Source organism: Rhodanobacter sp. FW101-FHT13A11 (genome assembly GCF_058790335.1).
The window spans coordinates 148322-169460 of sequence record NZ_JBYTCN010000003.1 but is presented as its reverse complement, the minus strand read 5'-3'; the positions used below and the strand labels follow the sequence as shown (position 1 = coordinate 169460).

Genomic DNA, 21139 nt, shown 5'->3' with positions numbered 1-21139 from the left:
AAACCCCGGCATGACCGGGGTTTTTCTCAGCTTGCCGCGGGCCTACTCGCCGGCCTGTGCCGGGGAGCCGCCGTCATCGGCCGGTCCCGGCATATCGGCGGATTCGGCCTCCTCGCCGTTGTCCTCGTCCGCTTCCAGCCGTACCACGCTGACCAGGGTCTCGTCGGCGGGCAGGCGGATCAGGGTGACGCCCTGGGTGTTGCGGCCGAGCTGCGAGACTTCCGCCACGCGGGTACGCACCAGGGTGCCCTGGTTGGAGATCAGCATCAGCTCGTGCGCCTCGGTGACCTGCACCGCGGCCACCAGTGCGCCATTGCGCTCGGAGCACTGGATGCCGATCACGCCCTGGGTGCCGCGGCCCTTCTTCGGGAACTCGTCGAGCTGGGTACGCTTGCCGTAGCCGCGTTCGGTGGCGGTGAGGATGTCACCTTCGGCAGCCACGATCAGCGAAACGACCTGCGCGCCTTCGGCCAGCCGCATGCCGCGCACGCCGGTGGCGGTGCGGCCCATCGAGCGCACGGTGTCCTCGTCGAAGCGGTTGACCTTGCCGTTGGAAGCGAACAGCAGGATGTCGCTGTTGCCGTCGGTGAGTTCCACGTTGACCAGCGCGTCGCCCTCGTCGAGCTTGATCGCCTGCTTGCCCTTCTGCAGCTGGTAGGCGAACTCGGTGAGCGGGGTCTTCTTGACCGTGCCGTGCTTCGTCGCGAAGAACACGTAGCGGTCGTCGGTGTATTCGCGCACCGGCAGCACCGCCTGCACCTTCTCGCCGGCGGCCAGCGGCAGCAGGTTGATGATCGGCTTGCCGCGCGCGCCGGGGCCGGCGTCCGGCATCTGGTAGACCTTGAGCCAGTAGACGCGGCCGGTGCTGGTGAAGGTGAGCAGGGTGTCGTGCGTGTTGACCACCCACAGCTGCTCGACGAAATCCTCGTCCTTCAGCGCCGACGCCGAACGACCCTTGCCGCCACGCTTCTGCGCACGGTACGTGCTGGCCGGCTGGCGCTTGACGTAGCCGGTATGCGACAACGTGACCACGACGTCTTCCGGCGCGATCAGGTCGAGGACATTGAGGTCCTCCTGCGAATGCTGGATCTCGGTGCGGCGGGCGTCGCCGAACTCGGCCTTGATCACCTCCAGTTCCTCGCGGATCACCTCGAGCAGGCGGTTCGGGTTTTCCAGGATCTCGATCAGGCCGCGGATGGTTTCCAGGATCTGCCGGTACTCGTCGGAAAGCTTCTCCTGCTCCAGCCCGGTCAGGCGGTGCAGGCGCATCGCCAGGATTTCCTGCGCCTGCACGTCGGACAACTGGTAGCCGTCGGCCTTGAGGCCGTCGCGCGGGTCCATGTCCTCCGGGCGCGAGGCACCGGCGCCGGCAGCGGAGAGCAGCGCGCCGACCATGCCCGGCTGCCACTTGCGCGCCAGCATGCGCTCGCGCGCCTCGGCCGGCGAGGCCGAGGTCTTGATCAGCTCGATCATCTCGTCGATGTTGGCCAGCGCGACGGTCAGGCCTTCGAGGATATGCGCGCGGGCTCGCGCCTTGCGCAGTTCGAAGATGGTGCGGCGGGTGACCACCTCGCGCCGATGGCGGATGAACGCCTCAAGGATGTCCTTCAGGTTCAGCAGCTTCGGCTGGCCATCCAACAGCGCCACCATGTTGATGCCGAACGTCACCTGCAGTTGGGTCTGCTGGAACAGGTTGTTCAGCACCACGTCGCCCATCGCGTCCTTGCGGATCTCGATGACGACGCGCATGCCGTCCTTGTCGGACTCGTCGCGCAGCTCGCTGATGCCCTCGAGCTTCTTTTCCTTGACCAGCTCGGCGATCTTCTCGATCAGCCGCGCCTTGTTCACCTGGTACGGCAGCTCGTGGACGATGATCGTCTCGCGGCCGTTCGGCTCGGTCTCGATCTCCGCCTTGGCGCGTACCAAGATGCGGCCGCGGCCGGTGCGGTACGCCTCGACGATGCCGGAGGAGCCGTTGATGATGCCCCAGGTCGGAAAATCCGGCCCCGGGATGTAGTGCATCAGGTCGTCGATCGAGAGCGAAGGCTCGTCGATCAGCGCGATGGCCGCCGCGATCACCTCGTTGAGGTTGTGCGGCGGGATGTTGGTGGCCATGCCCACCGCGATGCCGGCCGAGCCGTTCACCAGCAGGTTCGGCACGCGGGTGGGCAGCACCAGCGGCTCCTGCTCGCTCTCGTCGTAGTTCGGGCCGAAGTCGACGGTTTCCTTGTCGATGTCGGCCAGCAGCTCGTGGGTGAGCCGCGACATGCGCACCTCGGTGTATCGCATCGCGGCGGCGCTGTCGCCGTCGACCGAACCGAAGTTGCCCTGGCCGTCGACCATCAGGTAACGCAGCGAGAACGGCTGCGCCATGCGCACGATGGCGTCATACACCGACTGGTCACCGTGCGGATGGTATTTACCGATCACGTCACCGACCACGCGGGCCGACTTCTTGTACGGCTTGTTCCATACGTTGCCGAGTTCGTTCATCGCGAACAGCACGCGGCGATGCACGGGTTTCAGACCGTCACGGACATCCGGGAGGGCGCGGCCCACGATCACGCTCATGGCGTAATCGAGGTAGCTCTGGCGCATCTCGTCTTCGATGTTGACGCGAATCACTTCTTTGGCGAGTTCTGCCATGAATCGGCTTCCCTGATAACGAAAAAAGGACGCTGGCACCGCGCCTCAAGCGCATGCGCAAGCGACCCGAAATCAACCTGTGGAGTATAGCACGAACGACGTCAAAACGGCAGTATTTAGTCAATATAAATCAATGACTTAAGATAACGTCCTGGTGGACTTGAAAAGCATCCCGCGTGCTGTCGAAAAATTGATCAGTGCGGCCACGGCGGAACCGGCCGCGGCGGCCGGTGCCGGCCAGCGCTGCAGCAGCGGGAAGCCCGCCAGCAGCAGGGCGTAAACCCCGTAATTGACCACCGCGCCAAGGCTCATCAGCCCCAGCCAGTGCAGCCATTCGGCATGTGCCGCGCGCTCACTGCTGCGTGCGGCAAAGGTGTAGCGGCGGTTCCACCACCAGGTGACCGTTGCTGCGACCAGGAACGACAGCACGCGGGCAAGATAGGGATTCCAGCACGCCCAGCCGACCAGTGCCTGCACGATCCCGGCGTCGACCAGCAACCCCAGCACGCCGCCGACGGCGAACAGCGCGACCTCGCGCGAGAGTTTCATCATCCGAACATGGCCTGCATCGCCAGGCTGTTCGGCCGCTCGATCACGCCGCGCTCGGTCACGATGGCGTCGATCAGCTCCGCCGGCGTCACGTCGAACACCGGGTTCCAGGCCTGCGCGCCCTCGACCACGACGCGGCGGCCGGCGGCGTTGAGCAACTCGGCGGGGTCGCGCAGCTCGATCTCGATTTCCTCGCCGCTGCCGGTGGCCATGTCGACGGTGGAGGATGGCGCCACCACCATGAATTTCACGCCGTGGTACTTCGCCGCGATCGCCAGCTGGTAGGTGCCGATCTTGTTCGCGGTATCGCCGTTCGCGGCGATCCGGTCGGCGCCCACGATCACCCACTGCACCGCGCCGGATTTCATCAGGTGCGCGGCGGCGGAATCGGCGATCAGCCGGGCCGGGATACCGTCGCGCACCAGCTCCCACATGGTCAGCCGCGCGCCTTGCTGCCACGGCCGGGTTTCGCCGGCGTAGACCCGCGCGATCCGCACCGCCGCCACGCCGGCGCGGATCACGCCCAGCGCGGTGCCATAGCCGGCGGTGGCCAGCGAGCCGGTATTGCAATGGGTCAACACGCCCGAACCGGATGAAATCAGGCCGGCGCCCAGCTCGCCCATCCGCCGGTTCGCCGCCAGGTCCTCGTCCTGGATCGCCTGCGCCTCGCGCAGCAGCGCGCCGGCATCGGCACCGGCCGCGATGCGCCGCTTCATCCGGTCCAGCGCCCACATCAGGTTCACCGCGGTGGGACGCGCGGCGCGCAACGTGGCCAGTACCGGCTCCAGCGGCACGCCCTGCTGCGCCGCCATCGCCACGCCCCACGCGGCGGCAATGCCGATCGCCGGGGCGCCGCGCACCGCCAGGTCGCGGATCGCCTGGGTGACCTGCGCCGCGTCACGGCAGTCGATCCAGCGTTCCTCGCCGGGCAGCAGGCGCTGGTCGAGCAGGCGCAGGTGATCGCCCTGCCACTGCACGGCGCGGATGGAATCGTGGGTGTCGGTGGATGCGGTCATCCGTCCATTATCGCCTGCCGCGTGCGTATTTCACACGGCAGGCGAGGACGGTTCAGTCGCGCTGGCGCAGCCACTGGTGGATCGCCGGCGGCACCTCGCGCTGTGCGCGGCCCGACACGTAGATGCCGATGTGGCCGCCCTTGAACGCCAGCTGGGTGTAGTCGGTGCTGCCGACGTGCTTGCCCAGCGCGCGCGACGCGTCCGGCGGCACCAGGTGATCCTGCTCGGCGAAAATGTTCAGCACCGGCTGGGTGATCATGCCCAGATCAACCGTCTGGCCGCCGATCTCCAGCGTGCCCTTGACCAGCTTGTTGCCCTGGTAGAAATCCTTGATGAACTGGCGGAACGCTTCGCCGGCCTGGTCCGGCGAGTCGAAGATCCAGCGTTCCATGCGCAGGAAGTTCTCCAGTTCGACCGGGTTGTCGAGGATGTCGACCAGGCCGATGTACTTCTGCTGGTTCAGCCGCAGCGGCTTGAGCGTGAGGTAGACGTAGTTCATCAGCCCGGCCGGGATGTTGCCCATGGCGTCGACGAACAGGTCCACGTCCATGTTGCGGCACCAGCTCGACAGCATGTTGTCCGGCGTGTGGAAATCCACCGGGGTGACCATGGTGACCAGGTTCTTCACCTTGCCCGGGTGCAGCGCGGTGTAGCACAGCGAGAACGCGCCGCCCTGGCAGATGCCGAGCAGGTTGATCGCCTCCAGCCCGTGGCGCTCGCGCACCGCATCCACGCAGCGGTCGAGGTAGCCGTTGAGGTAGTCGTCCAGTGTCAGCCAGCGATCGGCGCCGTCGGGATAGCCCCAATCGATCAGGTAGACGTCCTCGCCTTGCGCCAGCAGGTTGCGCACCATCGAGCGGTCGGCCTGCAGGTCGGTCATCCACACCGTGTTGACCAGCGCGTAGACGATCAGCAGCGGAGTCTTCGCGGTCGCCCTGCCGTGGCCGGTGAAGTGCCATACCTTCAGCTTGTCCTCGCTGTAGACCAGCTCGCGCGGGGTGTTCGCGTACTCGGGCTCGCGCATGTCGCGCAAGTGGCCCATGCCGGCGGCGAGCTTGCGCTGGAACGTGGCGATGTCGGCCAGCATCCTGGCCGGGTCGATGCGCAATGGCGTTTGCATCGCGGGTCTCCTTACTGGCGCTGGCGCTGGTGCTGGCGCTGGCGCGGGCTGTGGCCGGACGCAGCGGCCGGCTTGCGCGCCGCTTTGGCCGGCGCCTTCTTCGCCGCCACCGCGGGCCTGGCCGGCGCGGCCTTGCTCACTGCGGGTACCGCTGCCCGATTCTCGGCGAGCTGGCGCTTCAGCGCCGCCAGCTCGCGGCGCATGGCCTGCAATCGTTCGCCGAGGCTGGACACTTCGCTGCGCGTCGGCACGCCGAGCTGCTGGCAGAGCTGCTCGGTCTGCTGTTGCTGCAGTTTGCGCACGTGCATCTGCGCATTGACCATCTCGCCGTAGACCTCGCGGAACTCGTCGGACAGCGCGATCTCGGCATAGGCTTCTTCCGAAGCGTCCACCCAGAGGTCGTACAGCCCCTTCAGCGAATCGATCTGGCGGCCCGGCTCGGCATGCCGGGCCAGCTTGTCCTGCAGGCGTTGCATGCCTTGCGTGTTGGCGCGCTGGATCAGTTCCTGGTACCGGGCAGAAGCCTGCATCGCTTCCCGCAACGCCGTGGTCAGGGCCTGCTGCTGCATCTGCTGCTCGCGGTTCAGGCCGAACGCCGGGATCGGCCCATGCGCGCCCGGCAGGTCGCCGAAGCCGCCGGGCCGGGCCGCCTGCAGCCAGGACTGCCACTGCCGCGCGAAGCCTTCCGCGCCGGCGCTGTCGATGCCGCCGAACGCCTGCGCGAACGGCTGGCTGGCACCGCCGAACATCTGCTGCAGCTGCTGGCGCCAGTCGCTGCCCGGCTGCGCGGCGGTGCCGCCGGCAGCGGCCGCCTGCATCCAGTCGAAGTATCCCTTCAGGCCGGCCAGCGTGCGCTCCAGCATGTCGTTGCCGGCAACCGGTGCCGGCGGCGGGGCGAACGGATTCGCCGCGGGCTGCGGCTGGAACTGGCGCGCCCAGGCATCCCACGACTGCTGCGCCAGCGCCTGGTAGTCCCTGATGAAATCATTGGCCGGGTCGGTCATCGGTGCATCCTCGCGCAAGGTTCCACGGCATCCTAGCAAAAGCCCGTTGCACAAAATCATCGGCGCCAAAACGCACGAGGCCCGGCATGGGCCGGGCCTCGTGGAATCGCCTTGTCCGGAAACTCAGACGCCGGCGCGCTCTTCTTCGGTCACCGCCTTCATCGACAGGCGGATGCGGCCCTGCTTGTCCACTTCGAGCACCTTGACCTTGACGATGTCGCCTTCCTTCAGCTTGTCGGAGACCTTCTCCACGCGCTCGTCGGAAATCTGCGACACGTGCACCAGACCGTCCTTGCCCGGCATGATCGTGACGAACGCGCCGAAATCCATCAGCTTGGCGACCTTGCCTTCGTAGATGCGGCCCGGCTCGACGTCGGAAACGATCTGCTCGATGCGCTTGCGCGCCGCTTCGCCCGCCTCGCGGTTGACCGAGCCGACGATGATGGTGCCGTCGTCGCTGATGTCGATCGTGGTGCCGGTCTCCTCGGTGATCGAGCGGATGGTGGCGCCGCCCTTGCCGATCACTTCGCGGATCTTGTCCGGATGGATCTTGATGGTGATCAGGCGCGGGGCGTACTCGCTCATTTCCGCACGGGCGGTGCTGATCGCCTTGTTCATCTCGCCGAGGATGTGCAGGCGGCCGCGCTTGGCCTGGGCCAGCGCCACCTTCATGATCTCCTCGGTGATGCCGTCGATCTTGATGTCCATCTGCAGCGCGGAGATGCCTTCGGCACTGCCGGCCACCTTGAAATCCATGTCGCCGAGGTGGTCCTCGTCGCCCAGGATGTCGGACAGCACGACGAAGTCCTCGCCTTCCTTGACCAGGCCCATCGCAATGCCGGCCACCGGTGCCTTCAGCGGCACGCCGGCATCCATCATCGCCAGCGAGGAGCCGCACACCGAGGCCATCGACGAGGAGCCGTTGGACTCGGTGATCTCCGAGACCACGCGCAGCACGTACGGGAACTCCTCGATTGTCGGCTTGACCGCCTGCACGCCACGCTTGGCGAGGCGGCCATGGCCGATCTCGCGGCGCTTCGGCGCACCGAAGCGGCCGGCCTCGCCCACCGAGAACGGCGGGAAGTTGTAGTGGAACAGGAACGGATCCTTCGACTCGCCGACGGGCGCGTCGATGATCTGCGCGTCGCGCGTGGTGCCCAGGGTGACGACGACCAGCGCCTGCGTCTCGCCGCGGGTGAACAGCGCCGAGCCGTGGGTGCGCGGCAGCACGCCGACGCGGGCGGTGATCGCACGCACGTCATCCAGCTGGCGGCCGTCGATGCGCACCTTGGTCTTCAGCACGCTGTCGCGCAGGGTGTGGTATTCGAGCTCGCCGAATTCCTTGGCCAGCTCGCCGGACGACCAGGCATTCGCTTCGGCCTGCGCCTTCAGCGACTCCAGCACGTCAGCCTTGATCGCGGCGATCGCGTCGCGGCGCTGCAGCTTGTCGCGCACCTGGAACGCTTCGGCCAGCTTGTTGCCGACGGCGCCCTTGAGCGCGGCGACCAGCGACTCGTTGCGGGCCGGCGCCTGCCAGTCCAGCGACGGGCGGCTGGCCTCGGTGGCCAGCTCGGCGATCGCGCGGATCGCGGCCTGCATCTGCCGGTGGCCGAACATCACCGCGCCGAGCATCACGTCCTCGGACAGCAGATGGGCTTCGGATTCCACCATCAGCACGGCGCCGGCGGTGCCTGCGACGACCAGGTCCAGCTGGGAGGTCTTCAGCTCGGTGGCCGACGGATTCAACAGGTACTGGCCGTTCGCGTAGCCGACACGGGCAGCGCCGATCGGGCCCTTGAAGGGGATCCCGGCCAGGCTCAGCGCGGCGGAGGCACCGAGCAGCGCGGGGATGTCGCCGTCGATCTCCGGGTCGAGCGAAACGACCTGGGCGATCACCTGCACTTCGTTCTTGAAATCGTCGGGGAACAGCGGGCGCACCGGGCGGTCGATCAGGCGCGAGGTCAGCGTCTCCTTCTCGGTCGGGCGGCCTTCGCGCTTGAAGAAGCCGCCGGGAATGCGGCCGGCGGAGTAGAACTTCTCCACGTAGTCGACGGTAAGCGGGAAGAAATCCTGGCCTTCCTTCTGCTTGGCGGCGGCCACGGCGGTGACCAGCACCACCGTACCTCCCATGCTGACCATCACCGCACCAGACGCCTGGCGGGCAATTTCGCCCGTCTCCAGTGTGACTTGGTGGTTACCGTACTGGAATGACTTGGTTACTTTTGCCACGTTGATTTCCTGCCTTTTTGAAGAGTGCGGCCATGGATGGCCGCCTCTTGATCTTCGCGTTCAATGACGAACGCAATGGCTGAATTAGTGCGGCCACGGGTGGCCGCTCCTTGATTCTCGCGTTCGTGGACGAACGCAGGAATCACCGACGCAGGCCGAGGCGTTCGATCAGGGTCTGATAGCGCGCAAGATCGCGATCCTTCAGATAGCTGAGCAGGCGCTTGCGCTGGTTGACCAGCTTCAGCAGGCCACGGCGGGAGTGATGGTCCTGCTTGTGTTCCTTGAAGTGGCCGGTGAGATGGTCGATGCGGGCGGACAGCAGCGCCACCTGGACTTCGGTCGAACCGGTGTCGTTCGGCACGCGGCCGAAATCAGCAATGATCTTGCCGGTCTGTTCTGCGGTAAGGGACATGGATATGCGTTTCCTTGGAAGGCGATGCGAAGCTTGCGCTTGCGTCCTCGCGAGGACGCAAGCGCAAGCTTCGCCTAGTTGAATGAAAGCGTTGAAATAACTTGTCTATTCTACTGATGGGAGCGGTGTTACAACAAGTGCGGCGCGGGCAAACCTTGCGAATTCGTCAATCCGGCGGAAGGTTGAAGCCGCGCAGGATGCGGGCACGCCCCTCGGTGTCGGGTTCCAACAGCGCCAGCAACGCGCCATCGCTGGCGTACGCCACGCAGCGCCCGGCTTCCGGCAGGCCCGGCAGGGCAATCTGCTGGCCGCGCGAGATCGCCATGCTCTGCGTCTCATCGAGCCGCAATACCGGCAAATCGGACAGGCCGGCCGAGACCGGCAGCAGCCATGCCAGCAAGGCCTCGTCGCCCTGCTCCGCCGCCTGCTCCAGCTGCGCCAGGGTCACCATCCGCGGCTCGCGGAACGGTTCGACCCAGATCCGGCGCAGCGCGGTCAGGTGGGCGCCGCAGCCCAGATCCTCGCCCAGGTCCACCGCCAGCGAACGGACGTAGGTGCCCGAACCGCACTCCACCAGCAGCTGCAGCGTGTCATCGGTGCGCGCCAGCAACTCCAGCCGGTACACATCCACTTCACGCGGCGCCACCTCGACGGTTTCGCCGCGCCGCGCCTTGGCATACAGCCGTTCGCCGCCCCGCTTCAGCGCGGAATACATCGGCGGCACCTGCAGGATGCGGCCGCGCAATCTGGCCAGCGCCGCCTCGATCGCGGCAGCATCGAGCGGCGGCAGCGGGCGTTGCTGAACGAACTCGCCCTCGCTGTCGGCCGTATCCGTGGTGAGGCCGAGCCGGCACTCGGCCAGATAGGCCTTGCGTGCCCCCAGCAGGCTGCCGGCCAGCTTGGTCGCCTCGCCGAAGCACAGCGGCAGCAGACCAGTGGCCAGCGGATCGAGCGCGCCGGTATGGCCGCCCTTGGACGCGCGCAGCAGCCGGCGTACGGCCTGCAGCGCCTGGTTGGAGCTCAGGCCCAGCGGCTTGTCGAGCAGCACGATGCCGTGCAGATCACGGAACTGGATGCGCGGCGGACGGCTCATCGGCTCGGCGATGCCCAATGGCTGCGGTTCAACCCTGCTTGCCGCCGTCCGGCGACGCCAGGTCCCGCGCCTGCTGGCGCAGCAGCGACTCGATGCGCTCGCCCTTGTCGACCGAATCGTCGTACTTGAATTTCAGCTCCGGCACCCGCCGCATGCGCATGCCGCTGTGCGCCAGCGCGTGGCGGATCTCGTGGCTCATCTCGTTGAGCGCCTTCACCGCCGGCAACCCCTGCTCGGGAAGCATGGTGGTCACCCACACCGTGGCCCAGTCCAGGTCACGGGTGATTTCCACGTCGCACACGCTGGTCGACGGCAAGCCGTGGTCGCGCACGGCCGCATGCACCAGCAAGCCCAGCTCGCGGCGCAGTTCGGCACCAATGCGGTCGGTACGTTTGAAATCGCGGGAGGGCATGAAAAAAACCTGAGTAGTGAGTGATGAGGAGTGAGAAACGAGAGAGCGCGTTTGCGCTTCTCTCGTTTCTCACTCCTGCCCACTCGTTTCTGCTTTAGAGCGTACGCGCCACTTCGGTGCGTTCGAAGCACTCGATCTGGTCGCCCGGCTTGACGTCGTTGTACTGCTTCACGGCAATGCCGCATTCCATGCCGGCGCGCACCTCGTCGACCAGGTCCTTGAAGCGGCGCAGCGATTCCAGCTCGCCCTCGAAGATCACCACGTGGTCGCGCAGCACGCGGATCGGCTTGCTGCGCTTGACCACGCCCTCGGTGACCATGCAGCCGGCCACGGCGCCGAACTTCGAGCTGCGGAAGACATCGCGCACCTCGGCGGTGCCGATGATGTCCTCGCGCACTTCCATGCCGAGCAGGCCGGTGGCCGCCTGGGTCACCTGATCGATCACGTCGTAGATGATCGAGAAGTAGCGCACGTCCAGGCCATTCGTCTCGATCACCTTGCGCGCCGAGGCGTCGGCACGCACGTTGAAGCCGATCACCAGCGCCTTCGAAGCAGCCGCCAAAGTGGCGTCGGACTCGGTGATGCCACCGACGCCGGAGGCCACCACGTTGACCCTGACCCGGTCGTTGCCGATCTGGGTCAGCGACTCGCGCAAAGCCTCGACCGAGCCCTGCACGTCGCCCTTGACCAGGATGTTGAGCGTCTGCTGCTCCACCCCCTGGCCCATCTTGGCGATGATGTCCTCGAGCCGGTTGCTCTTGCTGACCATCCGCGTCTCGCGCCGCTTGAGCTGGCGCTCCTCGGCGACCTCGCGGGCCAGCCGCTCGTCCTCGACAGCGACGAAATCGTCGCCGGTTTCCGGCACGCCGGACAGGCCGAGCACCTGCACCGGGATCGACGGGCCGGCTTCGGCCACCTGCTTGCCGGTTTCATCGATCAGCGCGCGCATGCGGCCGTATTCGACACCGCAGACCACGAAATCGCCCTTGCGCAGCGTGCCTTGCTGCACCAGTACCGTCGCGACGGGGCCGCGACCACGATCCAGGCTGGATTCGATCACCACGCCGGAAGCGCGGCCATCGGCCACGGCCTTCAGCTCCATCACTTCGGCCTGCACCGAGATCGCATCGAGCAGATCCTCGACACCCGCGCCGGTCTTGGCCGATACCGGTATGAACTGCACGTCGCCGCCCCAGTCTTCCGGCACGACTTCGTGCTGCACCAGGCCCTGCTTGACGTTGTCCGGGTTGGCGCCGTCCTTGTCCATCTTGTTGACCGCGACGATCAGCGGCACCTTGGCGGCGCGCGCATGCTTCACCGCTTCCACCGTCTGCGGCATCACGCCGTCGTCGGCGGCCACCACCAGCACCACGATGTCGGTCGACTGCGCGCCGCGGGCGCGCATCGAGGTGAATGCGGCATGGCCGGGGGTATCCAGGAACGTGATGACGCCCCTGGAAGTCTCCACGTGGTAGGCGCCGATGTGCTGGGTGATGCCGCCGGCTTCGCCGGAAGCAACCTTGGTGCGGCGGATGTAGTCGAGCAGCGAGGTCTTGCCGTGGTCGACGTGGCCCATGATCGTCACTACCGGCGGCCGCGTGACCTTTTCGCCCTCCAGTTCGATGTTCTGGGTATGCGCCGCCAGCGTCTCCTCGGCGTTGTTCTGGTTGTCGGCCACCGGCGTGTGGCCGAGTTCCTCGACCACCAGTACGGCAGTGTCGTGGTCGATGGTCTGGTTGATGGTCGCCATCACGCCCATCTTGAACAGCGCCTTGACCACCTCGGAGCCCTTGACCGCCATCTTCTGGGCCAGCTCGGCGACGATGTTGGTATCGCTCACGACCACCTCGCGCACCACCGGTGCGGTCGGCCGCGAGAAGCCGTGCGAGCCGGTCGGTGCGCTGCCGCCGCCACGCGGCGAAAGCTCGCGGCCGCCGCCGCGGGCCGCCTTGCCGCGCTTGCCGCTGGAAGAACGGCGGGCGCGGTCGGCCTCGCTGAGATGCATCTGGCCGCCGGCGAAACGCTTGCTGGCGCTCTCGCGCCCTTCCTTGTCCCCGGCAATGTCGTTGCGTTCGCGTGGATGCTTGGACTTGCCGCGACCGCCTTCGGCCGCGGCAGCCGCGGTCCCGTCGCCCGCGGCGGGACGCACGGCCGGAGCGGCCGCAGCGGCCGCAGCGGCTGGCGCCGCGACCGGCTTGACCAGCTTCTCGCGCTTGCGCGGTTCATGGATGCGCGGAAGGATCATGCCCAGCTCGCGCTGGTCGATCCGCTGGACCGATGCGTCCGCCTCGCCACCCGCGCTTGCCGGCGCCGCCTCGGCGGCCGGCGTCTCCACTGCCGCCGCGACGGGCTCGGTCGTATCCGGCTCGGCGATGCCGGCTGTCTCGACCTCGATCCGCGCCTTTTCCTCCTGCTGCCGCTCTTCGTCCAGGGCGCGCTGCTGCGCTTCGACCTGGCGGCGATGCTCGGCCTCGATCCGCTCGCGTTCTTCCTGCTCGCGCTGCTGCTGCGATTCCTGCAGTTTGCGCACGGCCTCCTCGCGCTCGGGCTCGACGCTGGCTTCCTCGGCGATCACGCTGCGCTTGACGTAGGTCCGCTTGGCGCGCACCTCGACGTTGACCGTCTTGGCTGCGCCGGTGGCGCCGCGGCCGCCCGGCGTGGCCACCTTCAATTCGCCGACCGTCCGCCGCTTGAGGGTGATCTGGCGCGGCGCGCTGTCCTCGACCTCCGCGGCGACTCCGCCCTTGCCGTGCGTGCGGCGCAGGAAGCCCAGCAGCTTCACCTTCTCGGTGCTGCTGATGACCTGCTCCTGGTCGGAGAATTTCATGCCCGCCTCGCCAAGCTGCGTCAGCAGCCTGTCGACCGGCATGCCCAGCACCTGGGCGAGTTGTTTGATCGTGACGTCCGACATCGTGTTCTTTGCTCCGCCGTTCCCGCGCTTATCATCTGTGCGGCACCATCTGCACCGCCACCCCCATCCGTGGTGAAAGGCCCCTCATGGCCTTTCTCGGCACGCCCGTCCGGGGCGCCGCCGCCTGCGGTTAGCCGCCCTTCTCCAGCCGCGCGATCATCGGCGCACGCGCGGCCATGATCAGCGCTGCGGCGCGTTCCTCGTCCATGCCCTCGATATCGATCATGTCGTCCACCGCCAGGTCGGCCAGGTCGTCGACCGTGGTCACCTCGCGCGCGGCCAGCGCGTAGGCCGTCGCCTCGTCCATCCCTTCCAGCGCAAGCAGCTCGTCGGAAGGCTGATGTTCGTCGACACCCTCCTCCACCGCCAGTGCCTCGGTCAGCAGCGCATCGCGGGCGCGGGCGCGCAGTTCCTCGACGATGTCCTCGTCGAAGCCCTCCACCGCCAGCAGTTCGGCGCTGGGCACGTAGGCGATTTCCTCGATGCTGGAAAAGCCTTCCTGCACGAGGATCACGGCAATTTCCTGGTCCACTTCGAGCTTCTCCATGAACAGCGCCTTCGCGGCCTCCTGTTCGGCCTCGCTCTTGGCGGTGACCTGGTCCTGGGTCATCACGTTGAGCTGCCAGCCGGTGAGCTTGCTGGCCAGGCGCACGTTCTGGCCGCCGCGGCCGATGGCCTGCGAGAGCTTGTCCTCGGCCACCGCGATGTCCATCGAGTGCTTTTCCTCGTCCATGATGATGGACTGCACCTCGGCCGGCGCCATCGCGTTGATGACGTACTGGGCCTGGTTCTCGTGCCACAGGATGATGTCCACGCGCTCGCCGTTGAGGTCGTTGGACACCGCCTGCACGCGTGAACCGCGCATGCCGATGCAGGCGCCGATCGGATCGGTGCGCGTGTCATGTGCCAGCACGGCGATCTTGGCGCGGTCGCCCGGGTCGCGCGCGCAGCCCTTGATCTCGACCAGGCCCTGGCCGACCTCGGGCACTTCCAGCTTGAACAGCTCGATCATGAACTCCGGCGCGGCGCGCGACACGAACAGCTGCGGGCCGCGGGCCTCGGAGCGCACCTCGTACAGGTAGCCGCGCACGCGATCGCCCACGCGCACCGACTCGCGCGGAATCGTCTTGTCGCGCGGGATGAACGCCTCGGCGTTGCCGCCCAGGTCGAGGTAGATGTTGCCGCGCTCCACACGCTTGACGATGCCGGTGACCAGCTCCCCTACGCGGTCGGCGAACGCGTCGACCACCTGCTGGCGCTCGGCCTCGCGCACGCGCTGCACGATCACCTGCTTGGCGGCCTGGGCGGCGATGCGGCCGAATTCGGCGTTCTCGACCTGCTGCTCGATGTACTCGCCCACCTCGGCATCGGCGCGCTCGTCCAGCGCGTCCATCAGGCGCAGCTGATACGACGGCGATTCCATCTCGCCGTCGTCGGCGATGACTTCCCAGCGGCGGAACGTCTCGTATTCGCCGGTATCATGATCGATCGACACGCGGATATCGGGCTCCTCGTCCGGATAGCGCTTCTTCGCGGCCGAGGCCAGCGCGGCCTCCATCGCTTCGAAAATCACTTCTTCCGGCACGCCCTTTTCATTGGCGACCGCGTCGACGACCAGCAAAAGTTCTTTGCTCATTGCAGCAGCTCCATAAACGCCCTGCGGCGTCCGATCGGTAACTTTTGCGTTCATCCCTGAACGCGAGGATCAAGAGGCGGCCCTCCTTGGCCGCACTGTTCAATTCGGTTTCTCTGCGTTCGTCCATGAGCGCGAAGATCAGTAAGCGACCTTCCATGGCCGCACCATTCAATTCAGCCAGCCCGCTTCTTGCCGGGCGCCTTGCCGCCGGGCTTGGGCTGCGGCGCATAACCGAGCGCCACCCAGTCCGGCACCACGCGCGCACTTTCCACCAGCGCGTGGTCGAATTCGAACGTCTTGCCCTCGGCTTCCAGCACGATGCGCCCGCCTTCCACCGAAACCAGCTTGCCACGCAGGCGACGACGACCTTCAAGCGGCGCCCTCAGCAGCACCTTCACTTCCTGCCCGCCGGCCCGCGCAAACTGCGCAGGGGTGAACAGCGGCCGATCCAGGCCCGGCGAGGAAACCTCCAGCACGTAATGGCCCGGAATCGGGTCTTCCACGTCGAGCAGGGCGGACAACTCGCGGCTGGCGGTCTCACAATCCTCGATACCGACCTCGCGGCGCTCGCCGTCGCCCGCTTCCTTGTCCAGCAAGTCCAGATAAACGCGCAGCGTACTCTGCCCGTGCGACGGGGTGAACTCCACGCCGAGGCATTCCAGGCCCAGATCGGCCAGGACCCCGCTGAAACGTTGCACCAGTGCCTGTGTATCCATAGGTAGCCTTCCCAGATCACCTGTGAGAATCGCAGAAACAAAAAATGGGCTCCAACGGCCCATTTCCCTATCTCGCCGATGTCCCACTCCATGCAGCTCTTTCCGGTGCGGGTGCTGCCCGAGGCGCCCCCGCACGACGCATCCCTGCGCCCAACAAAAAAGCCTCACGAGGAGGCTTTCTTGCATCAAGAAAGATCTGGTAGCGGGGGCAGGATTCGAACCTGCGACCTTCGGGTTATGAGCCCGACGAGCTGCCAGACTGCTCCACCCCGCATCAGAGTCCGAAGAGTTTACCGGGGTGGCCGGTTTCTTGCAAGCCTCGACGCAATCCTTCCTCGCCGGAGCCGGGGCCCCTGGCTCACAACCCGAACGCGCGTCGGCACCAGCCCAGCAGCGGTCCCCAGTACAAGCCCAGCACCAGCAGCGACAGCGCGTTCAGCGACAGCACCATGCGCAGCGGCTTGTCCGGCTGCACCCGCAACTCGCTGCCGGCGACCGGCTTGTCGAAGTACATCACCTTGACCACGTACAGGTAGTAGTACAGGCCGATGATGGCGAACACGATGCCGACGATGGCGAGCCACAGCATGTTCGCGTGGATCGCCGCCTCCAGCACCAGCACCTTGGCCCAGAAGCCGAACAGCGGCGGCACACCGGCCAGCGAGAACATCGCCAGCAGCATCAGGAATGCCATCCACGGCGACTTCTGGTTGAGCCCCTTCAGGTCGGCGATTTCCTCGCACTCGAAACCCGCGCGGGTCAGCGCCAGCATCACGCCGAACGCGGCCACGCCCATCAGCGCATAGCAGATCGCGTAGAACATCGCCGCGGCATAGCCCTCCGGACCGGCGGCGGAGAGGCCGAGCAGCAGGTAGCCCATGTGCGAGATGGTCGAGTACGCCAGCATGCGCTTGAGGTTGGTCTGCACGATCGCGACCAGGTTGCCGATCGCCAGCGAAACCACCGCCAGCACCGCCAGCATCAGCTGCCAATGCTGCGACAGGTCCCCCATGCCGGCGTCGAGCAGGCGATAGGCCATGCCGAACGCGGCGAGCTTGGAGCCCGAGGCGATGAAGGTGGTGACCGGCGTCGGTGCGCCCTGGTAGACGTCGGGGATCCACATGTGGAACGGCGCGGCGCCCAGCTTGAAGCCGACGCCCACGACCATGAAGACCAGGCCGAACAGCAACAGCGTCGGCGCCGTGGTGTAGCTCATCACGTTGTGCAGCTGTGCCAGGTCCAGGGTCGGCGTGCCGCCCATGCCGGAAGCGCCGTAGACCATCGACATGCCGTACAGCAGCATGCCCGAGGCCAGCGCGCCCAGCACGAAGTACTTGATCGCCGCCTCCGGCGGCAGCTTCGCGTCGCGGTTCAGCGCTACCAGCGCGTACGACGACAGCGACAGCAGCTCCAGCCCCAGATAGACGGTGACCAGGTTGCCGGCCGACACCAGCAGCATGATGCCGAGCACGGCGAAGATCATCAGCGTGTAGAACTCGCCGCTGACCAGCTTGCGGTCGATCAGGTACGGGCGCGCGTAGACGAACACCATCGCGGTGGTGCCCAGCGCGAACGCCTTGAGGATCTCGGCCACGTCGTCGCGCACGAACATGCCGCCGAACGCGGTCACCGCCTGCGGCGGCTGGCCGGCGATCACCAGGTAGATCGCCACCAGCAGCACGGCGATCGAGATCCAGTGCAGCCAGGGACGCTGCGCCGGCCTCATGAAGGCGTCAGCGAGCAACAGCACGCACGCGGCCCCTACCAAATAGAATTCCGGCAGCAGGATCAGGATGTCATTCAAGGTTGGCATGTCGGGTCCCGATCAAATCTTGTGAATAGCCAGCTGCTGCACCAGCTGCGACACCGAGCTGTCCATCAGGTGGACCAGCGGCTGCGGCCAGACGCCCAGCGCCAGCACGGCGGCGGCGAAGGCGGCCAGCACGAACGTCTCGCGCCCGTTGATCTCCTTCATCTCCGCCACGTGCGGATTGGTGATCGCGCCCCACAGCACGCGCTTGACCAGCCACAGCGTGTAGCCCGCACCGATGATCAGGGTGAACGCAGCGAACAGCGCGACCCATGGATTGGCGGTGAAGCTGGCCAGGATCACCATGAACTCGCCCACGAAACCGCTGGTGCCCGGCAGGCCGCAGTTGGCCATCGCGAACAGCACGTAGAAGAAGCCGAACCACGGCATCGCGTTGATCACGCCGCCGTAGTCCTTGATCAGGCGCGTGTGCATGCGGTCGTACATCACGCCGATGCAGGTGAACATCGCGCCGGAGACGAAACCGTGCGAGATCATCTGCACCATCGCACCCTGCATGCCGAGCATCGCCGTGTCGGTCCTGCCCTGCTCGCGCACCAGCATGAACGCGATGAAGATGCCCAGCGTGACGAAGCCCATGTGCGCCACGGACGAGTACGCCACCAGCTTCTTCATGTCCTCCTGCACCAGCGCGACGTAACCGATGTAGACGATCGCGATCAGGCTGAGCACGATGACCAGCCAAGCGAAATGCGCACCGGCATCGGGCACGATCGGCAGGATGAAGCGCAGCATGCCGTAGGTACCGACCTTCAGCATCACCGCCGCCAGCACCACCGAACCGCCGGTCGGCGCCTCGACGTGGGCGTCCGGCAACCAGGTGTGCACCGGCACCATCGGCACCTTGATCGCGAACGCGATCAGGAACGCGAAGAAGATCCAGGCCTGTTCCTTGAACGTCAGCGGCAGCGCCGCCAGCGTGGCCAGGTCGAACGTATGCGCCTTCTGGTACAGGTACAGCAGCGCGATCAGCATGAAGACCGAGCCGAAGAACGTGTAGATGAAGAACTTCAGCGTCGCGTACACGCGGCGCGGGCCGCCCCAGATGCCGATCAGGATGAACATCGGGATCAGGATCGCCTCGAACAGCGCGTAGAACAGCAGCGCGTCGGTGGCGCAGAACACGCCGATCAGCAGGCCCTCGAGGACCAGCATCGCGGCCATGTACTGCTGCGGCTTGTCCTGGATGACCTCCCACGCGCCGGCGATCACCAGAACGCCGACGAAGGTGGTCATCACGATCAGCGCCACCGAGATGCCGTCGACCGCCAGGCCGTAATGGACGCCCCAGGAGGCGATCCACAGGTGGCTTTCGACCAGCTGCATCACGGCGCCGGCGGGGTTGTACTGCACCAGCAGGAACAGGCTGGCCACGAAGGTCAGCACCGCCACCAGCAGCGACAGCCAGCGGGCGAGATTGGGCCGGGCCGAACCGGCAAGCAGCACCGGGATGGCGCCGACGACGGGTAGCCAGATCAGCAGGCTGAGCAAGTGATTGAACATGGATCCCGTTTCCCTTAGTGCCCGGCCAGCCCGGACCCGACCAGCCAATATCCGCCAAGCAGCAGGATCAGGCCGAGAATCATCGCGAAGGCGTAGTGGTAGAGGTAGCCCGACTGCAGGCGGCGCATCGTGGCGGCGACGCGATGCACCAGGTTCACCGAGCCGTTGACCATCGCACCGTCGATCACCGCCGTCTCGCTGGCCTTCCAGAAGCCGCGACCCAGCAGCACGCCGCCACGGGCAAACAGCGCGAAGTACACGTCGTCGACCCAGTACTTGCGGTCGAGCACCGTCCACAGCGGCCGTAGCGCCGACTTGATCCGGTCCGCCAGCGCCGGGTTGAACAGGTAGATGTAGGTGGTGACCGCGAAGGCGACCAGCACCAGCAGGAACGGCAACTGGGTGAATCCATGCAGGGCCATCGCCGCCGCGCCATGGAACTCGTGGCCCAGCTCGGCCAGCACGTCGTTCGCCTCGTCCACACGGATCGCGCCGCGGAACCAGTTGCCGAACAGCGTGGGGCCGACCGTGAAGAATCCGACCAGCAGCGACGGGATCGCCAGCAGCACCAGCGGCAGCGTCACCACCCACGGCGATTCCTTCGGCGCATGCGCCAGCACGCCCGGCTCGTGATGGCCATGGTCGTCATGGCCGTCGTGATGGCCGTGGCCATGCGGCTCGACCACCTTGAAGCGCTCCTTGCCGTGGAACGTGAGGTACATCTGGCGGAACGTGTACAGGCCCGTCACCAGCGCGCCGGCCATCACGCAGAAATAGGCATAGTGCGCGCCCCAGCGATGCGACAGGCCGACCGCCTCGATGATCGCGTCCTTCGAGTAGAAGCCCGAGGTGAACGGCACCGCCACCAGCGCCAGCGAACCGACCCACATGGTGATCCAGGTGACCGGCATGTACTTGCGCAGGCCGCCCATGTAGCGCATGTCCTGCTCGTGGTGCATCGCGATGATCACCGAGCCGGCGCCGAGGAACAGCAGCGCCTTGAAGAACGCATGGGTCATCAGGTGGAACACCGCGCCCGAGTACATCGACACGCCCAGCGCCACCGTCATGTAGCCCAGCTGCGACAGCGTGGAGTACGCGATCACCCGCTTGATGTCGTTCTGCACGATGCCGATCAGCCCGGTGAACAGCGCGGTGGTGGCGCCGATCACCAGCACGAAGCTCAGCGCGGTGGACGACATCTCGAACAGCGGCGACATGCGCGCCACCATGAAGATCCCGGCGGTCACCATCGTCGCCGCATGGATCAGCGCGGAGATCGGGGTCGGGCCTTCCATCGAGTCGGGCAGCCACACGTGCAGCGGCACCTGCGCCGACTTGCCCATCGCGCCGACGAACAGGCAGATGCAGATCACCGTGGCCGCGTCCCACTGCGTGTTCGCGGTGATCTGCAGGGTCTTGCCGGCCAGGCCGGTGGCCGCGGCGAACGCGGTGGCGTAGTCCAGCGTGCCGAGGAAATACAGCACCGCCGCGATGCCGAGCAGGAAGCCGAAGTCGCCCACGCGGTTGACCAGGAACGCCTTCAGGTTCGCGAAGATCGCGGTCGGCCGCTTGTACCAGAAGCCGATCAGCAGGTACGACACCAGGCCCACCGCTTCCCAGCCGAAGAACAGCTGCATGAAGTTGTTGCTCATGACCAGCATGAACATCGAGAAGGTGAACAGCGAGATGTAGCTGAAGAAGCGCGTGTAGCCGTCGTCGTCGGCCATGTAGCCGATGGTGTAGACGTGCACCAGCAGCGACACGAAGCTCACCACCACCAGCATCAGCGCGGTCAGGCGGTCGACCATGAAGCCGACGCTGGCGTTGAACGGGCCGATCTGGAACCAGGTGTAGATGTTCTGGTTGTACTCGGCCGCCCCGCCCATGGTGAGCTGGTACAGCACGTAGAACGACAGCGCGCACGATACAGCCACGCCGAGGATGGTGACGCCGTGCGAACCGGCGCGCCCCAGGAACCTGCCCAGGAAACCGGCCAGCACGCAGCCCACCAGCGGCGCCAGCGCGATCGTCAGCAGGATGGAGGTGGAAAGACCCATG

15 protein-coding genes and 1 tRNA gene are annotated in these 21139 nt (G+C 66.5%); all 16 read right to left on the bottom strand.

The genetic code is table 11. The annotated features are described in order from the left end of the window. Positions 1-42: 42 nt before the first annotated feature. A complete protein-coding gene (gyrA, locus tag AC3WRN_RS05175) occupies positions 43-2646 on the bottom strand; it encodes a DNA gyrase subunit A (RefSeq protein ID WP_492622168.1) in 2604 nt (867 codons plus the stop codon). Between the two features lie 138 nt (positions 2647-2784). Beyond that, a complete protein-coding gene (locus AC3WRN_RS05170; RefSeq protein WP_492622167.1) occupies positions 2785-3198 on the bottom strand; it encodes a GtrA family protein in 414 nt (137 codons plus the stop codon). Beyond that, positions 3195-4211 carry an S-methyl-5-thioribose-1-phosphate isomerase gene (mtnA, locus tag AC3WRN_RS05165; RefSeq protein ID WP_492622166.1) on the bottom strand — a complete coding sequence of 339 codons (1017 nt, stop codon included), beginning with the start codon at positions 4209-4211 and terminating at the stop codon, positions 3195-3197. The genes AC3WRN_RS05170 and mtnA overlap by 4 nt, the downstream gene beginning before the upstream one ends. 52 nt (positions 4212-4263) lie before the next feature. Continuing rightward, the gene (locus tag AC3WRN_RS05160; protein WP_068091024.1) at positions 4264-5331 is read right to left on the bottom strand and encodes a class III poly(R)-hydroxyalkanoic acid synthase subunit PhaC; all 1068 of its coding nucleotides are present in this window, start codon (positions 5329-5331) and stop codon (positions 4264-4266) included. 11 nt (positions 5332-5342) lie between these two features. After that, a complete protein-coding gene (locus AC3WRN_RS05155) occupies positions 5343-6335 on the bottom strand; it encodes a poly(R)-hydroxyalkanoic acid synthase subunit PhaE (protein WP_492622165.1) in 993 nt (330 codons plus the stop codon). Positions 6336-6458: 123 nt separating this feature from the next. Further along, complete coding sequence (pnp, locus tag AC3WRN_RS05150) at positions 6459-8564, bottom strand: polyribonucleotide nucleotidyltransferase (RefSeq protein WP_068091028.1); 2106 nt, start codon at positions 8562-8564, stop codon at positions 6459-6461. A 142-nt stretch (positions 8565-8706) separates the two neighbouring features. Then, on the bottom strand, positions 8707-8976 hold the full coding sequence (gene rpsO / locus AC3WRN_RS05145; protein WP_007513234.1) for a 30S ribosomal protein S15: 270 nt from the start codon (positions 8974-8976) through the stop codon (positions 8707-8709). A gap of 166 nt (positions 8977-9142) precedes the next feature. After that, positions 9143-10069 carry a tRNA pseudouridine(55) synthase TruB gene (gene truB, locus AC3WRN_RS05140; protein WP_492622164.1) on the bottom strand — a complete coding sequence of 309 codons (927 nt, stop codon included), beginning with the start codon at positions 10067-10069 and terminating at the stop codon, positions 9143-9145. 28 nt (positions 10070-10097) lie between these two features. Then, on the bottom strand, positions 10098-10481 hold the full coding sequence (gene rbfA / locus AC3WRN_RS05135) for a 30S ribosome-binding factor RbfA (protein ID WP_492622163.1): 384 nt from the start codon (positions 10479-10481) through the stop codon (positions 10098-10100). Between the two features lie 94 nt (positions 10482-10575). Continuing rightward, positions 10576-13392, bottom strand: coding sequence for a translation initiation factor IF-2 (gene infB / locus AC3WRN_RS05130; RefSeq protein ID WP_492622162.1), 2817 nt, complete (start codon positions 13390-13392; stop codon positions 10576-10578). Positions 13393-13522: 130 nt separating this feature from the next. Beyond that, positions 13523-15028, bottom strand: a complete 1506-nt coding sequence (gene nusA / locus AC3WRN_RS05125; protein WP_492622161.1) for a transcription termination factor NusA — start codon at positions 15026-15028, stop codon at positions 13523-13525. Positions 15029-15201: 173 nt separating this feature from the next. Beyond that, on the bottom strand, positions 15202-15744 hold the full coding sequence (gene rimP / locus AC3WRN_RS05120; protein ID WP_492622160.1) for a ribosome maturation factor RimP: 543 nt from the start codon (positions 15742-15744) through the stop codon (positions 15202-15204). A gap of 197 nt (positions 15745-15941) precedes the next feature. Then, positions 15942-16018, bottom strand: a tRNA-Met gene (locus AC3WRN_RS05115). 84 nt (positions 16019-16102) lie between these two features. Next, entirely contained in the window at positions 16103-17557 is a 1455-nt protein-coding gene (gene nuoN / locus AC3WRN_RS05110; protein WP_492622159.1) for an NADH-quinone oxidoreductase subunit NuoN, read from the bottom strand. 12 nt (positions 17558-17569) lie between these two features. Further along, positions 17570-19078: an NADH-quinone oxidoreductase subunit M gene (locus AC3WRN_RS05105; RefSeq protein ID WP_492622158.1), complete on the bottom strand. Its 1509-nt coding sequence runs from the start codon at positions 19076-19078 to the stop codon at positions 17570-17572. Between the two features lie 14 nt (positions 19079-19092). Beyond that, positions 19093-21138: an NADH-quinone oxidoreductase subunit L gene (gene nuoL / locus AC3WRN_RS05100; RefSeq protein WP_492622157.1), complete on the bottom strand. Its 2046-nt coding sequence runs from the start codon at positions 21136-21138 to the stop codon at positions 19093-19095. Position 21139 lies beyond the last annotated feature (1 nt).

Coding starts and splice junctions, on each gene's coding strand:
- nuoL (WP_492622157.1), bottom strand. CDS start 21,138: ATGGGTCTTTCCACCTCCATCCTGCTGACGATCGCGCTGGCGCCGCTG.
- AC3WRN_RS05170 (WP_492622167.1), bottom strand. CDS start 3,198: ATGATGAAACTCTCGCGCGAGGTCGCGCTGTTCGCCGTCGGCGGCGTG.
- gyrA (WP_492622168.1), bottom strand. CDS start 2,646: ATGGCAGAACTCGCCAAAGAAGTGATTCGCGTCAACATCGAAGACGAG.
- infB (WP_492622162.1), bottom strand. CDS start 13,392: ATGTCGGACGTCACGATCAAACAACTCGCCCAGGTGCTGGGCATGCCG.
- rimP (WP_492622160.1), bottom strand. CDS start 15,744: ATGGATACACAGGCACTGGTGCAACGTTTCAGCGGGGTCCTGGCCGAT.
- truB (WP_492622164.1), bottom strand. CDS start 10,069: ATGAGCCGTCCGCCGCGCATCCAGTTCCGTGATCTGCACGGCATCGTG.
- AC3WRN_RS05160 (WP_068091024.1), bottom strand. CDS start 5,331: ATGCAAACGCCATTGCGCATCGACCCGGCCAGGATGCTGGCCGACATC.
- nuoN (WP_492622159.1), bottom strand. CDS start 17,557: ATGCCAACCTTGAATGACATCCTGATCCTGCTGCCGGAATTCTATTTG.
- mtnA (WP_492622166.1), bottom strand. CDS start 4,211: ATGACCGCATCCACCGACACCCACGATTCCATCCGCGCCGTGCAGTGG.
- AC3WRN_RS05105 (WP_492622158.1), bottom strand. CDS start 19,078: ATGTTCAATCACTTGCTCAGCCTGCTGATCTGGCTACCCGTCGTCGGC.
- rbfA (WP_492622163.1), bottom strand. CDS start 10,481: ATGCCCTCCCGCGATTTCAAACGTACCGACCGCATTGGTGCCGAACTG.
- nusA (WP_492622161.1), bottom strand. CDS start 15,028: ATGAGCAAAGAACTTTTGCTGGTCGTCGACGCGGTCGCCAATGAAAAG.
- rpsO (WP_007513234.1), bottom strand. CDS start 8,976: ATGTCCCTTACCGCAGAACAGACCGGCAAGATCATTGCTGATTTCGGC.
- AC3WRN_RS05155 (WP_492622165.1), bottom strand. CDS start 6,335: ATGACCGACCCGGCCAATGATTTCATCAGGGACTACCAGGCGCTGGCG.